The organism is Cupriavidus sp. 2TAF22, from assembly GCF_052115045.1.
Lineage (GTDB): Bacteria > Pseudomonadota > Gammaproteobacteria > Burkholderiales > Burkholderiaceae > Cupriavidus.
This window is the reverse complement of sequence record NZ_JBFRFX010000004.1, coordinates 79,745-98,294: the sequence shown is the minus strand read 5'-3', so window position 1 is coordinate 98,294 and position 18,550 is coordinate 79,745. Positions and strand designations below refer to the sequence as shown.

The following is an 18,550-nucleotide window of genomic DNA, read 5'->3' as shown; positions in this document are numbered from 1 at the left end:
ATGTTCGAGATCGATACCCATTTCCACGTGTTCTCCACCGGCGCGCCCGCGGTGGGCGGCGCACGCTACCGGCCCGCCTACGGCGCCAGCCTGGCGCAATGGCAGGCCATCGCGGCCGCGCACGGGGTGCGCGCCGGCGTGGTGGTGCAGCCAAGCTTCTTCGGCAGCGACAACAGCGAACTGGAGGCGGCGCTGGCGGCGTCGGCGGCGCTGCGCGGGGTCTGCGTGCTGGGGCCTGAAGCGTGCGCCGCGGAGCTGGCGCGGCTGCATGCGCTTGGCGTGCGCGGCCTGCGCTGGAACATGGTGGGGCGCCATGACGATGCGGGCTGGCGCGATGCGCGCTGGCCGGCTCTGCTCGAAGCCGCGCATGCGCTCGGCTGGCACCTGGAGCTGCATACCGATCCCGGCCGCCTGCCCGAAGTGCAGTCATGGCTGCCGCCGGTGCCGATTGCGCTGGTGCTGGATCACTTCGGCAAGCCTGCCGCCGGCGCGGCGCGCGATGCGCCGATGCTGGCCTGCGCGCGGCAGTGGCGCAGCCAGCGCCAGGTCTGCGTCAAACTGAGCGCGCCATACCGCGTGGCGGCGGCGGACCTGCGCGGCCTGGTGGCCGACTGGCACGATTGCCTGGGAGAGCAGGGGCTGCTATGGGGATCGGACTGGCCATGGACCAACCACGAGGCGGGGCCCGGCTACGGCGCGCTGCAGCGCATGGTGTGGGAATGGCTGGGTCCGCTGCGCGACGCGCCGGACCGCAATGCCGCGCGGCTGTTCGGCCTGCCGGCGGCGCCGGGGGCATAGCGGTGGGCAGTGCAGGCATGCGGGGCCGGGGCCCCGCATGCGTTCAGGCAGCGGCGTCCACGTTGCCGGTGGAGTTCTCGGGCACCACGTTGAAGCAGCCGCGGTAGGTCGCGTAGAACGAGCAGTACATGATCGCCAGCATCAGCAGCGAATACGGCGTGACCAGGAAGGAGAGCAGGGCCTCCGCGCCAAACGCGCCGAACACCGCCTCGAGGAAGAACGGGATCGCCACCAGCAGCACCGCGAACACCACGGCGTAGGCGAAGAACGCGCCGCGGTTGCGCCAGCACGCGGTCCAGCTGAAGAACAGCGCCTTGACCGGCGGCACGTTGTGCCACGCTGTCAGCAGCGGCGCGAACCAGAACAGCATGGCGATCGGCGTGTACAGCGCGGCGCCGATCATCAGCGCGAAGTAAAGCTGGCGCACTGCGTCGGCCGAAGGCGCCTCCTCCTTGAGCAGGATCGGCAGCAACGTGCTGATGTCGACCAGGCTGCCGGCGATCAGGCTCAGCACGAACACCAGCCCGGCGTAGATGCCGCCGAGCACCAGCAGGTTGCGGCTGGCCAGCTTGCCGTTGCCGCGGAACCCCGCTAGCAGGACGGTGGGTAGTACCCGCTTGTTCTGGATCACTTCGCGGCAGGCGGTCATGATGCCGACCGACAAGCCCGGGGTGATCACCAGCAGCGCGATGATGCCGATCAGCGGCACGAACACGGCCAGCTGCGCGGCGATGAGGTAGATGAACAGCAGCATCAGGAAGGCGAGCGGGTTCTTGCGGAACAGCCAGACACCCTGGCGGAACCAGACATAACCTTCCTTGGCGGAAACTTCCAGYAATTGCATGGCGCTCAGGTCCAGGGCAGTGCGGCGGCTTCGATGCGCCGGCGCAGGATGCGTTCGAAATGGGTCGGGTCGTGAGGCTGCAGCATGTCGGCTTCGCGCGGCAGGTAGAAGTCCCAAAGGCGCGATACCCAGAAGCGCAGCGCACCCGCGCGCAGCATGTCGCGCCAGCGCGCCGCCTCGACCGGCCCAAGCGGCCTTACCGCATGATAGGCCCGCAGCAGCGCCTGGGCACGGGCGTCGTCCAGCGTGCCGCTGGCCAGGTCGATGCACCAGTCGTTGACGGTGACGGCCAGGTCGAACAGCCACTTGTCGTTGCCGGCGAAGTAGAAGTCGAAGAAGCCGCCCAGCTTGTCGTGGCCTTGCCGGTCGACCTCGAACAGCGCATTGTCGCGGAACAGGTCGCAGTGGCAGGGGCCGCCCGGCAGCGCGGCGTAGTCGGTGCCGTGAAAAAAGGCGGCCTGGTGGGCCAGTTCCTGCTGCAGCAGCGTGCGCTGTCCGGCATCCAGGAAGGGCAGGATCTCGGCTTCGGTCTGCTGCCACCAGGGCAGGCTGCGCAGGTTGGGTTGCTGGCGCGGGTAGCTCTGGCCGGCCAGGTGCATGCGGGCCAGCATGTCGCCCACCTCGGCGCAGTGCCCTGCCGCGGGCGCCAGCTGCGAGCTGCCCGGCAAGCGCGTGACGATGGTGGCCGGCTTGCCCTTGAGCGCGCGCAGGATTTCGCCGTCGCGGCCCGGGATCGGGGCCGGCACGCGGATGCCTTGCGTGGCCAGGTGAGCCATCAGGTGCAGGTAGTAGGGCAGCTGCTCGAAAGTCAGCCGCTCGAAGATGGTCAGCACGTACTCGCGCGTGCTGCCGTCCTGTTCCATGGTCAGGAAGAAATTGCTGTTCTCGATGCCCGAGGCAATGCCGCGCAGGTCGCGCATCTTGCCCAGGTCGTAGTCAAGCAGCCAACTGGCGATCTCGTCCGGCGAGACCGTGGTGAATACGGCCATACTCTTTGTGTGAATCGAATCGGATGGCGGCGGGCGCAAAAGCCTGCGCATCGCCGCGGCATGGATGCCGGAAGCGCCGGCGCGGCCCCGCAGCGGTACTCTGGCGGGGTCGTGGGAAAGCGAAAAAAACGGAAATCGGAACCGGGTCAGGCAGCCAGCGCCGGAATCCCTGTTCAGGTTTCACGGCCCGGCTGCGATACCCACCGGCCGGATTGTGCCATCCGGCCCCGGGCAAGTCTCAGAATTGCAGCACGTTGACCGACGGCACGCGGTTCATGTCGCGGTCGCGGATCTTCGGCGAGCTGTCTTCCGGTTTGCTCATCTGGTACTTGGTGCCCACCCCGGACTTGACCTCGATATCCGTGGCCTGGCCCTTGTTGCGGTATTCCCGGATCTGCGTGCCGTCCGGCTCGTTGAGCTGGAAGCTCGGCTCGCGCGGCTTGTTGAGCTGGGTCTTGGCGGGCGGCGCAATCGGGCTGTTGTTGATCTGGTTCAGCTCTTGCTGGGTCAGGGCGCCGCCGACCTGCTCGGTGCCTTGTTGCGCAAACGCAGCGAAAGGTGCGCCGAGCGCCAGCAGTGCTGTGAATGCCAGCACCCGCGCGGATGCGGGAAACGGCTCCGGCTCTTCCGCGTTCGCGGCGGCCAGGAGGGAGGGGGAGGTCATTCAAGGCTCCTGTGCGATCCAGCAGTCAGGCATGCTGCATCGCGAATGGCGCTGCAGCCCGGCGACGCCGGGCTTTGGCAGTGTGTCAGGCTTCCATTCTAGCAATTCCTGCCCGTGCCGGGCCCCTGCGGTGACCCGCCGGGCACCCTGGCACGCGCCGTGCCGGGCGGAACCTACAGGTAGAACATTTCTTCCTTGGGCGGAATCGGGTTGTCGCCGCCGCGCTGCTCGTAGTATTCATATACCGCTTCGAGCACTTCATGCGGTTCGTCCACGATCTTCATCAGGTCGAGGTCGTGTTCGGCGATCAGGCCCATCGGCAGCAGCGTGAAGCGGAACCAGTCGAGCAGGCCCTTCCAGAAGCGGCTGCCGAACAGCACCACCGGCACCGCGCGCGACTTGCCGGTCTGCACCAGGGTCAGCACTTCGGCCAGTTCGTCGAGCGTGCCGAAGCCGCCCGGCATCACGATGAAGGCGTCGGAGTTCTTGACGAAGGTCACCTTGCGCGTGAAGAAGTGGCGAAAGCGCATGGCGATGTCCTGGTAGGGATTGCCTTGCTGCTCGTGCGGAAGCTCGATGTTCAGTCCGACGCTGGCCGATTTGCCGGCATGGGCGCCCTTGTTGGCCGCCTCCATGATGCCGGGGCCGCCGCCCGAGATCACCGCGAAGCCGGCGTCCGAGAACAGGCGCGCGATCTCGATGGTGCGCTGGTAGTAGGGCGAGTCCTCGCGCAGGCGTGCGCTGCCATAGATCGACACGGCCGGGCGGATCTCCGAGAGGTACTCGGTCGCCTCGATGAACTCTGCCATAATCGTGAACATTTGCCACGAGGCGCGCGCCTTCTTTGCCGTTGCGCGATCTTCGTCGGCCAGCGCGCGCAGGCTGGGAATCATCTTGCGCGGGTTGGCGCGAATGCCGGCGGCAGCGGGAGCGGTATCGCCCGGGCCATCGGAAGCGGCGCTGACCGTCACGTTCACGTCCATATCGGCCGCAGTGGTAATGCTGCCTTGCGCGGCCTGCTTCAGGGCCGCAGCCGGGTCTGCGGCGTCGGCCGCGCCGGTGCTGGGAGCGGCATTCGCACCGCCTGCGGCGGCACCAGTCAATTTTGAGTCCATGGGAATGTCGGATAGTCCAAAAACACTCTTGCTCGTCGATGGGTCGAGCTATCTGTATCGCGCGTATCACGCCCTGCCGGACCTGAGGAACGCGGAAGGGCTGCCCACAGGGGCAATCTACGGCATGATCAATATGCTGCGCAAGCTGCGCAACGATTTCCCGGCAGAGTATAGCGCCTGCGTGTTCGACGCCAAGGGCAAGACCTTCCGCGACGACCTTTATCCCGCCTACAAGGAGCATCGCCCGTCGATGCCCGAGGACCTGGCCAGGCAGATCGAGCCGATCCACGCCGCGGTGCGCGCGCTGGGCTGGCCGATCGTGGTGGTGGAGGGCGTAGAGGCCGACGACGTGATCGGCACGCTGGCGCGGGAGGCTACCGCGCAGGGCATGCGCACGGTGGTTTCCACCGGGGACAAGGACCTCGCCCAGCTGGTGGACGAGCATGTCACGCTGGTCAACACCATGAGCGGCGAGATCCTGGACCCGCCGGGCGTGGTGGCCAAGTTCGGCGTGCCGCCGCAGCGCATCGTCGACTATCTCTCGCTGATCGGCGACGCCGTGGACAATGTGCCCGGCGTGCCCAAGGTGGGTCCCAAGACCGCTGTCAAATGGCTGGCCGAGTACGGCACGCTCGACGACATCATGGCCAATGCCGCAGGCATCAAGGGCGTGGTGGGCGAGAACCTGCGCAATACGCTGGAATGGCTGCCCAAGGCGCGCGAGCTGGTGACGGTCAAGCTTGACTGCGACCTGAAGAGCGCGTTGTCCGATTTCCACCAGCTCAAGGATGCGGGCGAGGACAAGGACAAGCTGGTCGAGTTCTTCGGGCGCTACGGCTTCAAGACCTGGCTGCGCGAAGCCGCCGGCGAGAGCCTGCCCAATCCACGGGCCCAGGCGCGCGCGCGCGCCGGCGAGCCGCTGCCGGCCGGCAACGGCACGGTGCCCGGCGCGGCCGAGGGCCCGGCCCAGGGCGGCCTGTTCGATGCCGCGCCGGCGCCGGCCCAGATCCGCTACGAGGCCATCACCACGCAAGCCGCGCTGGAGGCCTTCATGCGCCGCGTGGAAACCGCGCCGCTGGTGGCCATCGATACCGAGACCACTTCACTTGATCCGATGCAGGCACAGCTGGTCGGCATCTCGATGTCGATCGAGCCGGGCGAGGCCGTCTATATCCCCGTGGCCCACGTCGGTCCCGACGTGGCCGGCCTGGAAGCGCGCGGGCAGCTGGCGCGCGAGTTCGTGCTCGAACGCATGCGCAAGTGGCTGGAGGACCCCGCGCGCGCCAAGCTCGGCCAGCACCTGAAGTACGACGTGCACGTGTTCGCCAACCACGGCATCGCGCTGCGCGGCGTCGCGCACGACACCATGCTGCAAAGCTACGTGCTGGCATCGCACCGCAACCACGGCATGGACAGCCTGGCCGAGCGCGTGCTCGGCCTCAAGACCATCACCTACGAAGAAGTGTGCGGCAAGGGCGCGAGCCAGATCTGCTTCGACCAGATCGATATCGCGCGCGCCACCGAGTACGCTGCCGAGGATGCCGACGTCACGCTGCGCCTGCACGGCAATATGTACCCGCAGGTGGAAGCCTTGCGCGGGCTGCACTACGTCTACGAGCAGATCGAGATGCCGGTCTCGGTGGTGCTGCAGAAGATCGAGCGCAACGGCGTGCTGATCGATGCGGAGCGCCTGGGCGCGCAGAGCGCGCAACTCGGCCAGCGCATGCTGGAGCTGGAAAAGGCCGCTTACGAGGCCGCCGGCCAGCCGTTCAACCTCGGCTCGCCCAAGCAGATCGGCGAGATCCTGTTCGGCCAGATGAAGCTGCCGGTGGTCAAGAAGACCGCCAGCGGCGCGCCGTCCACCGACGAAGAGGTATTGCAGAAGCTGGCCGAGGACTACCCGCTGCCCAAGCTGCTGCTGGACTACCGCGGCCTGGCCAAGCTCAAGTCGACCTACACCGACAAGCTGCCGAAGATGGTCAACGCGTCCACGGGCCGCGTGCACACCAGCTACGGGCAGGCCACCGCGGTGACGGGCCGGCTCGCGTCAACCGAGCCGAACCTGCAGAACATTCCCGTGCGCACGGAGGAAGGACGGCGCATCCGCGAGGCCTTCATCGCCGGCCCCGGCAACGTGATCGTCTCCGCCGACTACTCGCAGATCGAACTGCGCATCATGGCCCATATCTCGGGCGACGAGAACTTGTTGCGCGCCTTCGCCGAAGGCGCCGACGTGCACCGCGCCACCGCGGCGGAGATCTTCGGCGTGGAACAGGCCGCCGTCAACAGCGAGCAGCGCCGCTACGCCAAGGTCATCAACTTCGGCCTGATCTACGGCATGAGCGCGTTCGGCCTGGCCAGCAACCTCGGCATCGAGCGCGAGGCCGCCAAGCATTACATCGACCGCTACTTCATGCGCTATCCGGGCGTGGCGCGCTATATGGAGGAGACACGCCAGACCGCGCGCGAACAGGGCTTCGTCGAGACCGTGTTCGGCCGCCGCCTGTGGCTGCCCGACATCAACGGCGGCAACGGCCCGCGCCGCCAGGGCGCCGAGCGCGCGGCCATCAACGCGCCGATGCAGGGCACCGCGGCCGACCTGATCAAGCTGTCGATGATCGCCGTGCAGGGCTGGCTGGAGCGCGACGGGCTCGGTACGCGCCAGGTCATGCAGGTGCACGACGAACTGGTGCTGGAAGTGCCCGAGGCCGAACTGGAGCTGGTCAAGGTCAAGCTGCCGGAACTGATGTGCGGCGTGACGGAGCTGCGCGTGCCGCTGGTGGCCGAGGTGGGCAGCGGCAGCAACTGGGAGGAAGCGCACTAAGCGCTGCGCCTGCTCCCGCCTCTGCGCTTTTCCCAACACATGGGCTGCGCGCCGGCATTGCCGGCGCGGTGGTATTCCTGCATTCTGGTTTCGATTGAAGCGACCGCTGAATCGGTGAATGGCGTCTTGCCAGTCGTGCTGCTGTGCAGCAAACTGGCGAAAAGCCATGCCGGCCGACGCGCGTCTGGCCCTGCGGCTATAAGCATTTCGACGACACTGGGTAGATCATGAGCACAGAGAGGGCGCATCGCATCATCGTAGTGGGAGGAGGCGCAGGCGGGCTGGAACTGGTGACGCGGCTGGGCGACAAGCTCGGCAAGAGCGGGGCAGCGCAGGTGGTGCTGGTGGACCGCTCGCCGACGCACATCTGGAAACCGCTGCTGCATGAAGTCGCGGCCGGCAGCATGGATCCCAACACCCACCAGCTCGAATACGTGGCGCAGGCGCGCTGGCACGACTTCGAGTTCCAGCAGGGCGAGCTAACCGGGGTCGACCGGTCGCGCAAGACCATCTCGGTGGCCGCCTGCGTCGATCTCGATGGCATGGAGCTGCTGCCCGCGCGCGAATTGCCCTATGACACCCTGGTGCTGGCGATCGGTTGCGTCACGCATTTCTTCGGCGTGCCGGGCGCCGCCGACAACGCCATCGCCCTCGATACCGTGGCCCAGGCCGAGCGCTTCCGCCGCCGGCTGATCGCGGCCTGCGTGCGCGCGCAGAACGCGCGCGGACGCGTCGGCGAGGACGGGCGGCCACGCGTGGACGTGGCCATCATCGGGGCCGGCGCAACCGGCGTCGAGCTCTCCGCGGAGCTGCGCAATACCGCGCACGTGCTCAGCGCCTACGGCCTGCACCAACTCGATCCGCGCCGCGACGTGCGCATCCACGTGATCGAGGCCGGCCCGCGCATCCTGCCTGCGCTGTCCGAGCGCGTCTCCAGCGAAACCACCAAATTGCTGCACAAGCTGGGCATCGATGTCTTCACCGCCGAGCGCGTCACCGAGGTCACCGCGAATGCGGTGCTGACCGCCAGCGGCAAGCGCATCGACGCCGACCTGACGGTGTGGGCCGCCGGCATCACTGCGCCGCCGGTGCTGGCCAGTCTCGGCCTGCCGGTCAGCCGGATGGGGCAGATCGTGGTCAAGCCCACGCTGCAAAGCGAGGGGGATCCCGATATCTTCGCCTTCGGCGACTGCGCCAGCTGCCCGTGGCCGGAGAAGCAGACGGCCGTGCCGCCGCGCGCCCAGGCCGCGCACCAGCAGGCCACCTTCCTCTTCGGCGCGCTGCGCGCACGCATCGAGGGCAAGCCGCTGCCCGCGTTCCAGTTCAAGGACCTGGGCTCGCTGGTGTCGCTCGGGCACTTCAGCGCGGTCGGCAGCCTGATGGGCGGGCTGATCGGCGGCTCGATGTTCATCGAGGGCCTGATGGCGCGGGTGATGTACAGCTCGCTGTACCGCATGCATGTGCTGGCGCTGCACGGCGCCGTGCGCATGGGGCTGGACACCGTCACCCACTGGCTGCGCAGCAAGACCAGCCCGCGCGTCAAGCTCCACTGACGGGGGGCGACAGCCCTCTTGCCCCGCCGCGTGCGTTTCACGCCATGTTTGCTTAGAATCGGTCTCCCGCCCACTCTCCAAGCAGGAGACCGCATGCTGAAGCCAGAAGTGGAAAGCCTTGTACCCGGCCAGTCCTTCGACCGCCGGACGTTCGTCAAGACGGCACTGGGTTCGGCGTTTGCCGCGGCCGCCCTGCCGGTGATGGCGCAGGCCATCAAGACCGACTTCGCCGGGCTGACCGCCGGCGAGGTCACCATCGCCTCGGGCGGCTTCCAGATGCCTGCCTACCGCGCCCAGCCGGAGGGCAAGACCAACCTGCCGGTGGTGCTGGTGGTCAGCGAGATCTTCGGCGTGCACGAGCATATCGCCGACATCTGCCGGCGCTTCGCCAAGCTGGGCTACCTCGCCATCGCGCCCGAGCTGTTTGCGCGCCAGGGAGATCCGGCCAGTTTCGGCACCATCCAGGAACTGCAGGCCAAGCTGGTCTCCAAGGTGCCCGACGAGCAGGCCGTGGGCGATCTCGATGCAGCCGTGGCCTGGGCCGCCGCCAATGGCGGCAATACCAGCCGCCTGGCCATCACCGGCTTCTGCTGGGGCGGGCGCATCACCTGGCTGTATGCCGCGCACAGCAAGCAACTGAAGGCCGCCGTGGCCTGGTATGGCCAGCTGGTAGGCGAGCCGAACCCGCTCAAGCCGAAGAACCCGTCCGACCTGGCAGCCGAACTCGAGGTGCCCGTGCTGGGCTTGTACGGCGGCAAGGATACCGGCATCACGCAGGAACACGTGGCCAGGATGAAGGCGGCCCTGGCGGCGACGGACAATCCCAACGCCCGTGCGTCGGTCTTCGTGGTCTATCCGGATGCCGGGCATGCCTTCAATGCCGACTACCGGCCAAGCTACCGCGAGGCCGATGCCAGGGACGGCTGGCAACACTGCCTGACCTGGTTCAAGCAGCGCGGCGTCTAGGCGCCGCGCGGGGCGCCGTACGACGCATTTGCAAAGTCGGCGCCAATCTACGTACAATGCGGGCTTCGTTTCTTGCAACACTGTTGCGTTTGAGATCGATGCGGCTCCCCAGGGGGCGCATAGCCGATCCCTGGAGCCCATCATCGATTCCACCCTTGTCTACATCCTGCTAGCTGCCACGATTTCGGGGGTGGGCAGTATCTTCGGGGCGGCCCTGCTGTCGCTGACGGTGGCCTCGCGCGTGGTGGAGCGCATGGTGAGCTTCTCGGTCGGGGTGCTGCTGGCTACCGCCTTGCTGCATTCCCTGCCCGAGGCGTTCGAGTCGGGGGCCGATCCGCGTGCCCTGTTCGGCACGCTGCTGGCCGGCTTGCTGGGCTTCTTCCTGCTGGAGAAGATCGCGCTGCTGCGCCACTCGCACCATCACGAGGGCGAYGGGCACCACCATCACCACGGCCATGACCGCGAGGAAGCCGGGCGCAGCGGCCTGACCATCCTGGTCGGCGATACCTTCCACAACTTCGCCGACGGCATCGTGATCGCCGCGGCCTTCCTGGCCGACCCGCATATCGGCCTGGTCACCGCGCTGGCCATCGCCGCCCATGAAATCCCGCAGGAAGTGGGCGATTTCATCGTGCTGCTCAATGCCGGCTTTTCCAAGGCGCGCGCCTTCGCGTTCAACTTGCTGTCCAGCCTGGCGGCCATCGCCGGCGGCCTGGTGGGCTACTACCTGCTGGACCAGATGAGCGGCTGGATTCCCTACGTGCTGGTGATCGCGTCAAGCAGCTTCGTCTACATCGCGGTGAGCGACCTGATGCCGCAGATGCAGCGCAAGCCGCGCTGGCGCGAATCGATCATCCAGGTGGTGCTGGTGGCAACCGGCATCTGCGCCATCGTCTTCATCACCAACGGCGTGCACGAGGGGCATGGCCACCGCCACGCCGGCGCGGTGGCGTCGGTCCGTTAAGGAACTACGCGCCGCTCGCCACCGGCCTGGCCGGATCGGCGCACCATTCGCTCCAGGAGCCCGGGTACAGGGCGGCGCCGCGCAGGCCCGCCACTTCCAGCGCCAGCAGGTTGTGGCAGGCGGTCACGCCGGAGCCGCACTGCATGACGGCCTCGCTGGCCGGCCTGGCGCCGAGCACCTGCGTGAATTCCTGCCGCAGCGCGGCGGCGGACTTGAAGCTGCCGTCGGCCAGCAGGTTGTCCTTGAAGAACCGGTTGGCCGCGCCGGGAATATGTCCGCCGACCGGATCCAGGGTCTCGTTCTCGCCGCGGAAGCGGTCGGGCGCGCGGGCGTCCACCACCAGCCGGCCCCGCTCGTCGATATTGGCAAGCACCAGGTTCGCGTCCACCGTTGCCGCCAGCGATGCCTTGCCGGTGAGCGTGCCCGCCGTCGCGGGCTCGGGCGTGCTGCCCGCTTCCAGCGGCAGGCCGGCTGCCACCCACGCGTTCTTGCCGCCGTCCAGCACCGCCACCGCCTCATGTCCCAGCCAGCGCAGCAGCCACCACAGGCGCGCCGCATACATGCCGCCCTGGGCGTCGTAGGCAATCACCTGGCTGTCTTCGTTGACGCCGAGCACGCGCAGGCGCGCGGTCAGCGCGTTGGGGTCGGGCAGGGGATGGCGGCCGTTGCTGCCGGTCTTCTCGCCGGACAGTTCATTGTCCAGGTGCAGGTAGAAGGCGCCCGGCAGGTGGCCGGCATGGTAGGACTCGCGGCCGGCGGCCGGGTTTGCCAGGTCGAAGCTGCAGTCGATCACGACGCTGTGGCGGCCGCTGTCTTCGCGCAGCGCGCGCAGGTCCTGGCTGGAAATCAGGGTGGTGAACATGGAATAGCCTCTGGTTGTGAAAGCACTCTGGCGCGACGCGGGACGGGCACGGCGCGCCACGTTGGATGCTACACCTCGGGGTGGACTTCGGCCTCCGCCGACTTGACCGGGGTATTGCGCGTGGGCTGCTGGTTGGAACCCTCCCGCGCGCGCGTCAGGGTGGTGACGATGCCGCTGGCGATAATGAGGGCCATGCCCAGCCACGACAGCCAGTTGAGCTTGTCGCTCCAGACCAGCATGCCCCACAGGCTGGAAAACACGATGCCGGCGTATTGCAGGTTGGCGGTAAGCAGCGTGTTGCCGCGCTTGTAGGCGCGCGTCATGGCGGTCTGGCCCAGGGTGGCGAGCACGCCGATCCCCAGCAGCAGGCCCGCGCCGTGCCAGCTATGCGCGCTGTGGCCGCTGAACAGCATCCAGGCCAGCCCGACCACCATGCCCACCGCGGAGAAATAGAACACGATGCGGCCCTCGGGCTCGCCCAGCTGACCGAGCTGGCGCACTTCCACATAGGCCAGCGCGGTGAAGATGCCGGAGATCAGGCCGATCAGGCCGCCGGTGAGCTGATCGTGGCCCACCGACGGTTGCAGCAGGCACAGCACGCCGGCGAAGGACATCAGGATGGCGCCGATCAGCTTGCGGTCGGCGCCGCCGGTGCCGGTCAGCGCGGCGCCGGCGCCCAGGATCAGGGCGATCCATACCGGCGACATGTAGTTCAGCGTCATCGCCGTGGCCAGCGGCAGCAGCGTGATCGAGGTGAACCACAGCAGCAGCGCGGTCACGCCGAACAGGCTGCGCTTGATATGCATGACCATGTGCGGCGTGCGTACCGAGACGCCCGACGATGACAGCACCACCCACATGATGATCACGCTCACCAGGCTGCGGTAGAACACGATCTCGCCCGTGGTGTACAGCTCGGACGCCAGCTTGACGCCCACCCCCATCAAGGAAAAGGCGAAGGCGGCGAACAGCATCCAGAGCGATTGCATGGCGGGGGCGAAAAGGAGGAATGAACAGCGCGCGGACCCGGCCCCCGGCGAGAACAGGAGGCCGCGCCCGCGAAAGGCTTCGCGCAGGCGAAGGGCCGGCGCGCGCCGGCGAGGCGTCGGGCGCACACCGGATGGGCGATTGTATCAGTGCGAGTGCACCGCAACAAAGGCAAAACGGACCGCCGGGGCGGTCCGTTTCATCGGTTTTGGGGCTTTTGCCACGGTGGCGGCCGCCAGGCGATCAGTCCTGGAAGGACATGGCGCGGCGATACCATTCATGGAAGTGCTGCATGCCGTCTTCCATGGGGGACTGGTACGGGCCGGTTTCGCTGACCCCGCGCCTGAGCAAAGCCTTGCGGCCCGCATCCATGCGCTCGGCGATCTCGTCGTCTTCCACGCACGTTTCCATGTAGGCCGCGCGCTCGGCCTCGACGAATTCGCGCTCGAACAGCACGATTTCCTCGGGGTAGTAGAACTCCACCACATTGCGCGTCTTGTTCGGTCCGAGCGGATGCAGCGTCGAAACCACCAGCACATGCGGGTACCACTCCACCATGATGTTGGGGTAGTAGGTCAGCCAGATCGCGCCGTACTTCGGCAACACGCCGTTGTTGAAGCGCAGCACCGCCTCGTGCCATTTCTGGTACGTCGGGCTGCCCGGGCGCTTGAGCCCGGCGTGCAGTCCCACCGTCTGGACGCTGTGCCAGTCGCCGAACTCCCAGCTCAGGTCGTCGCAGGAAACGAAGCTGCCCAGGCCCGGGTGGAACGGCACGACGTGATAGTCCTCCAGATAGACCTCGATGAAGGTCTTCCAGTTGTAGTCGCACTCGTGGATCTCGACGTGGTCGAGCATGTAGCCGTCGAAGTCCAGGTCTTCGGCCACGCCCAGGCGGGCGAGGTCGGCGCGCACGTCGCGCTGGCCTTCGAACAGCAGCCCGTTCCAGTTCTGCAGCGGCGAGCGGTTCAGGTGCACGCACGGCTGCTTGTCGAAATGCGGCGCGCCGAGCAGTTCGCCCTTCAGGTCGTAGGTCCAGCGATRCAGCGGGCAGACGATGTTCGGCGTATTGCCGCGGCCGTTGAGCATGATGGCCTGCCGGTGGCGGCAGACATTGGACAGGAGCTCGATTCCATCCGGGTTGCGGACCAGGATGCGGCCCTCTTCCTCGGCGGCGAGCGCCTGGTAGTCGCCTGCTTCGGGGACCATCAGTTCATGGCCGACGTAGCCGGGGCCCTTCTTGAACAGCAGTTCCAGTTCTTGTTGATGCAGCGCCTCGTCGAAGTAGACGTTGACGGGCAGTTGCGAATCAGCCGGCACCAGTTTCAGCGCGGTGCTGAGATTGGACATTATCCCCACTCCCTATGACAGGCGAAAGCAGTGAACAACCCAACCATCGAAAGAAATCGATTTGGGAAAGACAGTCAGTCGCGCCCAGGCCTGCTTCCCGGCCGTGGAGTTGAGATCGCGCTGACGAACCGCGGATTGTACCCGAGCCAAAATGTTAAGGGACTGATTATTTTGCCTTTTTAGCGAAAAAGTCGACCCGGGTCGTCATGGGGGTGCGGTTGCGGGCGCATTCGGAAAGACGACCCAAGCGCACAAGTCACTTTCCGGCAACGCCATGCACACACGCATGCATGGATGGGGCCAATCTCGCGCTTTGGCGTAAAATCCCAGCTTCCCCAGATTCAATGTCCGCAATGCCCAAGACTACGAGCTCCCCGGCCCAGGCCGATCCGGCCTCGGCCGACCAGCGGTCCGCCACCGCGACGCCCGCATCCTATGAGGCCGCCATGGCCGAACTGGAGGCACTGGTGGCCAGCATGGAAGGCGGGGCACTGCCGCTGGAAGATTCGTTGGCGGCGTACAAGCGCGGCGCGGAGCTGGTGAGGTATTGCCAGCAGACGCTCGAGCGCGTGGAACAGCAGGTCAAGGTGCTGGAGGGCGATGTACTGAAGTCCGCCCCGGCCGAGGCCACGATGGCGGGAGAGCAGGAATGAGCGAATCCAGGCAGAATCTCGACGCCGGCGATTTCGCCGGCTGGATGCGCGCCCGGGGCGCCAGGACCGAAACGGCGCTCGAGGCCGAGCTGCCCGCCGTCGATACCGTGCCCGGCAAGCTGCATGACGCGATGCGGTATGCTGTGCTCGGCGGCGGCAAGCGAGTACGGCCGTTGCTGGTGCACGCTGCCGGCGAAGTGGCTGGTGCCACACCCGAGGCCTGCGATGCCGCGGCCTGCGCGGTGGAGATGATCCACGCGTATTCGCTGGTGCATGACGACATGCCTTGCATGGACGACGACGACCTGCGTCGCGGGCGTCCCACCGTGCACAAGGCCTATGATGAGGCGACGGCGCTGCTGGTAGGCGACGCGCTGCAGACCCAGGCGTTCATGGTCCTGGCCGAATCGGCTTCGCTGGCCTCGCTCGATGCTGCCGCGCGCATGCGCCTGGTGGCGGAACTGGCCCGGGCCTCCGGCTCGGTCGGCATGGCGGGCGGGCAGGCAATCGACCTGCAGCACGTCGGCCTGGCCATGTCGCTGGATGAACTCGAAGCGATGCACCGCATGAAGACCGGTGCCCTGTTGCGCGCCAGCGTGCGCATGGGCGCCTATTGCGGCAAGGTGGACGAAGCCGGCCTGGCCGCGCTCGACCGTTATGCCGCGGCTGTTGGGCTGGCGTTCCAGGTGGTGGACGATATCCTCGACGTGACTGCGGATACCGCCACGCTGGGCAAGACCGCCGGCAAGGATGCCGCCAACGACAAGCCGACCTATGTCTCGCTGATGGGCCTCGAGCCCGCCCGCGAGCTGGCAGCGAAATTGCGCGCCTCGGCGCACGAGGCGCTGGCGGTGTTCGGCGCGCGCGCCAAACGCCTGGGCGAACTGGCCGATCTGATCGTGCTGCGCTCGAATTGAACTGATAAGCAGAAAACCGATAACCGGGCACAAGAATCCGGCCGCCGAACGGACATTATGACCTACGCACTGCTCAAAACCATAGAAGACCCCGCCGCCCTCCGCAGGCTGGACCGGCGCCAGCTCCAGACGCTGGCCGATGAACTCCGCGCCTACGTGCTCGAATCCGTGTCGCAGACCGGCGGCCACCTGTCGTCCAATCTCGGCACGGTCGAGCTGACCATCGCCCTGCACTATGTGTTCGACACCCCCGAGGACCGCGTGGTATGGGACGTCGGCCACCAAAGCTACCCGCACAAGATCCTGACCGGACGGCGCGACCGCATGCATTCGCTGCGCCAGTGGGGTGGCATCTCGGGCTTCCCGCGCCGCTCGGAAAGCGAATACGACACCTTCGGCACCGCCCATTCCTCGACCTCGATCTCGGCCGCGCTCGGCATGGCGCTGGGCGCGCGCACGCAGGGCGAGAAGCGCGTAGCGATCGCCGTGATCGGCGACGGCGCGATGACCGCGGGCATGGCCTTCGAAGCCATGAACAATGCGGGCGTCTACAAGGACCTGCCGCTGCTGGTGGTGCTCAACGACAACGACATGTCGATCTCGCCCCCGGTCGGCATGCTCAACCGCCACCTCGCGCGCCTGATGAGCGGCCAGTTCTATGCCTCGACCAAGAAGCATATCGAACGCGTGCTGTCGGTGGCGCCGCCGGTGCTGGAATTCGCCAAGCGCTTCGAGGAACACGCCAAGGGCATGATGGTGCCGGCGACGATGTTCGAAGAGTTCGGCTTCAACTACATCGGCCCGATCGACGGCCATGACCTCGAGTCGCTGGTGCCGACGCTGCAGAACATCCGCCAGCGCGCCCTCGAAGGGGGCGGCCCGCAGTTCCTGCACGTGGTCACCAAGAAGGGCCAGGGCTACAAGCTGGCCGAGGCCGACCCGATCCTGTACCACGGCCCGGGCAAGTTCAATCCGGCCGAAGGCATCCGCCCGTCGGCCAAGCCGGCGCGCAAGACCTACACCCAGGTGTTCGGCGACTGGCTGTGCGACATGGCCGCGGCCGATTCGCGCCTGGTGGCGGTGACGCCGGCCATGCGCGAAGGCTCGGGCATGGTCGAGTTCGAGAAGCGCTTCCCGGACCGCTACTACGACGTGGGCATCGCCGAGCAGCACGCGGTGACGTTCGCCGGCGGCCTGGCCTGCGAGGGCCTGCACCCCGTGGTGGCGATCTATTCGACGTTCCTGCAGCGCGGCTACGACCAGCTGATCCACGACGTGGCGCTGCAGAACCTGCCGGTGGTGTTCGCGCTGGACCGCGCGGGCCTGGTCGGCGCCGACGGCGCCACCCACGCGGGTGCCTACGATATCGCCTTCCTGCGCTGCATCCCCAACATGATGGTGATGACGCCGGCCGACGAGAACGAATGCCGCCAGCTGCTGACCACCGCGTTCCAGCAGGATTGTCCGACCGCCGTGCGCTATCCGCGCGGCGCGGGCGCCGGCGTGGCGACCGAGGCGGCACTGACCGCACTGCCGGTGGGCAAGGGCGAGATGCGCCGCACTGGCGGCGCGCGCGCCGGCCAGCGCGTGGCCATCCTGGCCTTCGGCTCGATGCTGCATCCTGCGCTGGGCGCGGCCGAGGCGCTCGACGCTTCGGTGGCCAACATGCGCTTCGTCAAGCCGCTCGATGAAGAGCTGGTGAAGAAGCTGGCGCGCGAGCACGACTATCTCGTCACCGTCGAAGAAGGCTGCGTGATGGGCGGTGCGGGCAGCGCGGTGCTCGAAGCGCTGGCCGCTGCCGGTGTCGCGGTGCCGGTGCTGCAGCTCGGCCTGCCCGACCGCTTCGTCGACCACGGCGACCCCGCCTTCCTGCTCTCGCAGTGCGGGCTGGACGCTGCCGGCATCGAGCACTCGGTGCGCGAACGCTTCAACCTGGCCGCGGCGACGGTCGCCACGCGCGCGGCCTGATCCTGCCCCGCATGCCCGCTGCCGGCGGGCGTGCGCTTGCCGCGCGCTGATCCCCCTGCGCATCCCCGCGCTCCGTGTGCGGGTATCGTCTCCGCCCGGGCAGCCCCGGGCGATTTCACTTAGAATCCCACGTTCTGTGTTCGCAGCTGCGGGAGGCATGGGTTGCCGTCGCCCGCGGTTTCACACTCGTTGCGCGGCAGTGTTGTCTGCGAAAAATGCCGCGACCGTAGAGGAAACCTAGGAATCCGGTATGAATGACATCAATCCCGCCTTCGTGATGCCCGACGTGCAGTCGAGCCTCGACACCCGCCAGATCCCCATCCAGCGGGTCGGCGTGAAAGGCGTGCGTTATCCCCTGTCGCTGAAGACGCCGGCTGGCGTGCAGGCCACCGTTGGCACCTTCAATCTCGACGTGCACCTGCCCGCCGACCAGAAGGGCACGCATATGTCGCGCTTCGTGGCCTTGCTCGAGGAAGAGCGCGAGCCGCTCGAACCGGCCACCTTCCGCAGGCTGCTCGACAAGATGCTGCTCAAGCTCGAGGCCGAGGCCGGCCGCATCGAAGTCACCTTCCCGTATTTCATCAACAAGGTCGCGCCGGTATCGGGCGTGCAATCGCTGATGGACTATGAGGTCACCCTGGTCGGCGAAGTGCGCAACGGCGCCGCCAAGGTATCGCTGAAGGCATTGGTGCCGGTCACCAGCCTGTGCCCGTGCTCCAAGAAGATCTCGCAGTACGGTGCGCACAACCAGCGTTCGCACATCACCATGAATGTCGAGCTGGCGGGCGACCTGCCGGTCGAGGCGCTGGTGCGCATGGCCGAGGAAGAAGCCTCGTGCGAGCTGTGGGGCCTGCTCAAGCGCCCGGACGAGAAGTTCGTCACCGAGCGCGCCTATGAAAATCCGAAGTTCGTCGAGGACCTAGTGCGCGACATCGCCATGCGCCTCAATGCGGACGAGCGCATCGTGGCGTACGTGCTCGAGGCGGAGAATTTCGAATCCATCCACAATCACAGCGCCTACGCCGTGATCGAGCGGGACAAGCGGGTCGCCTGATCGTCTGCATGCTGCCGGCGGGCGCAGGCAGCATGCGGTCCGCCG

16 protein-coding genes are annotated in these 18,550 nt (G+C 67.2%); 9 read left to right on the top strand and 7 right to left on the bottom strand.

Annotated elements, in window-relative coordinates; all coding sequences use genetic code 11:
- Positions 1 to 798 (top strand): amidohydrolase family protein, encoded by a 798-nt coding sequence (locus tag AB4Z48_RS06850; RefSeq protein WP_441613142.1) that lies wholly within the window; start codon positions 1 to 3, stop codon positions 796 to 798.
- A gap of 43 nt (positions 799 to 841) precedes the next feature.
- Here the strand turns inward: AB4Z48_RS06850 and AB4Z48_RS06845 are convergent, their stop codons facing one another.
- From AB4Z48_RS06845 to AB4Z48_RS06830, 4 genes are all read right to left on the bottom strand, one after another.
- Positions 842 to 1,642 carry a BPSS1780 family membrane protein gene (locus AB4Z48_RS06845; RefSeq protein WP_441613140.1) on the bottom strand — a complete coding sequence of 267 codons (801 nt, stop codon included), beginning with the start codon at positions 1,640 to 1,642 and terminating at the stop codon, positions 842 to 844.
- A gap of 5 nt (positions 1,643 to 1,647) precedes the next feature.
- Positions 1,648 to 2,631 (bottom strand): homoserine kinase, encoded by a 984-nt coding sequence (locus tag AB4Z48_RS06840; protein WP_441613139.1) that lies wholly within the window; start codon positions 2,629 to 2,631, stop codon positions 1,648 to 1,650.
- 238 nt (positions 2,632 to 2,869) lie between these two features.
- Positions 2,870 to 3,295: a DUF2782 domain-containing protein gene (locus tag AB4Z48_RS06835; protein WP_441613138.1), complete on the bottom strand. Its 426-nt coding sequence runs from the start codon at positions 3,293 to 3,295 to the stop codon at positions 2,870 to 2,872.
- 173 nt (positions 3,296 to 3,468) lie between these two features.
- Positions 3,469 to 4,410 (bottom strand): TIGR00730 family Rossman fold protein, encoded by a 942-nt coding sequence (locus tag AB4Z48_RS06830; RefSeq protein ID WP_441613137.1) that lies wholly within the window; start codon positions 4,408 to 4,410, stop codon positions 3,469 to 3,471.
- 4 nt (positions 4,411 to 4,414) lie between these two features.
- Here AB4Z48_RS06830 and polA point away from each other — a divergent pair, with 4 nt between their 5' ends.
- The 4 genes from polA to AB4Z48_RS06810 all read left to right on the top strand — a co-directional run bounded on the left by polA (position 4,415) and on the right by AB4Z48_RS06810 (position 10,717).
- Positions 4,415 to 7,234, top strand: coding sequence for a DNA polymerase I (gene polA / locus AB4Z48_RS06825; RefSeq protein WP_441613136.1), 2,820 nt, complete (start codon positions 4,415 to 4,417; stop codon positions 7,232 to 7,234).
- Between the two features lie 227 nt (positions 7,235 to 7,461).
- Positions 7,462 to 8,787 (top strand): NAD(P)/FAD-dependent oxidoreductase, encoded by a 1,326-nt coding sequence (locus AB4Z48_RS06820; RefSeq protein WP_441613135.1) that lies wholly within the window; start codon positions 7,462 to 7,464, stop codon positions 8,785 to 8,787.
- A 93-nt stretch (positions 8,788 to 8,880) separates the two neighbouring features.
- Entirely contained in the window at positions 8,881 to 9,753 is an 873-nt protein-coding gene (locus tag AB4Z48_RS06815; protein ID WP_441613134.1) for a dienelactone hydrolase family protein, read from the top strand.
- Between the two features lie 130 nt (positions 9,754 to 9,883).
- The gene (locus tag AB4Z48_RS06810; protein WP_441613322.1) at positions 9,884 to 10,717 is read left to right on the top strand and encodes a ZIP family metal transporter; all 834 of its coding nucleotides are present in this window, start codon (positions 9,884 to 9,886) and stop codon (positions 10,715 to 10,717) included.
- A 4-nt stretch (positions 10,718 to 10,721) separates the two neighbouring features.
- Here the strand turns inward: AB4Z48_RS06810 and AB4Z48_RS06805 are convergent, their stop codons facing one another.
- From AB4Z48_RS06805 to AB4Z48_RS06795, 3 genes are all read right to left on the bottom strand, one after another.
- Positions 10,722 to 11,579 carry a sulfurtransferase gene (locus tag AB4Z48_RS06805; protein ID WP_441613133.1) on the bottom strand — a complete coding sequence of 286 codons (858 nt, stop codon included), beginning with the start codon at positions 11,577 to 11,579 and terminating at the stop codon, positions 10,722 to 10,724.
- Positions 11,580 to 11,647: 68 nt separating this feature from the next.
- On the bottom strand, positions 11,648 to 12,568 hold the full coding sequence (locus AB4Z48_RS06800) for a DMT family transporter (RefSeq protein WP_441613132.1): 921 nt from the start codon (positions 12,566 to 12,568) through the stop codon (positions 11,648 to 11,650).
- 241 nt (positions 12,569 to 12,809) lie between these two features.
- Entirely contained in the window at positions 12,810 to 13,913 is a 1,104-nt protein-coding gene (locus AB4Z48_RS06795; RefSeq protein ID WP_441613131.1) for an aromatic ring-hydroxylating oxygenase subunit alpha, read from the bottom strand.
- A 353-nt stretch (positions 13,914 to 14,266) separates the two neighbouring features.
- On the opposite strand from AB4Z48_RS06795, the gene AB4Z48_RS06790 reads away from it, so the two are divergent.
- The 4 genes from AB4Z48_RS06790 (at position 14,267) to folE2 (ending at position 18,505) form a co-directional block, all read left to right on the top strand.
- Entirely contained in the window at positions 14,267 to 14,566 is a 300-nt protein-coding gene (locus tag AB4Z48_RS06790) for an exodeoxyribonuclease VII small subunit (protein ID WP_441613130.1), read from the top strand.
- Positions 14,563 to 15,483, top strand: coding sequence for a polyprenyl synthetase family protein (locus AB4Z48_RS06785; protein ID WP_441613129.1), 921 nt, complete (start codon positions 14,563 to 14,565; stop codon positions 15,481 to 15,483). The genes AB4Z48_RS06790 and AB4Z48_RS06785 overlap by 4 nt, the downstream gene beginning before the upstream one ends.
- Positions 15,484 to 15,540: 57 nt before the next feature.
- Positions 15,541 to 17,451 (top strand): 1-deoxy-D-xylulose-5-phosphate synthase, encoded by a 1,911-nt coding sequence (gene dxs, locus AB4Z48_RS06780; RefSeq protein WP_441613128.1) that lies wholly within the window; start codon positions 15,541 to 15,543, stop codon positions 17,449 to 17,451.
- Positions 17,452 to 17,701: 250 nt separating this feature from the next.
- A complete protein-coding gene (gene folE2, locus AB4Z48_RS06775; RefSeq protein WP_441613127.1) occupies positions 17,702 to 18,505 on the top strand; it encodes a GTP cyclohydrolase FolE2 in 804 nt (267 codons plus the stop codon).
- Positions 18,506 to 18,550: the final 45 nt, after the last annotated feature.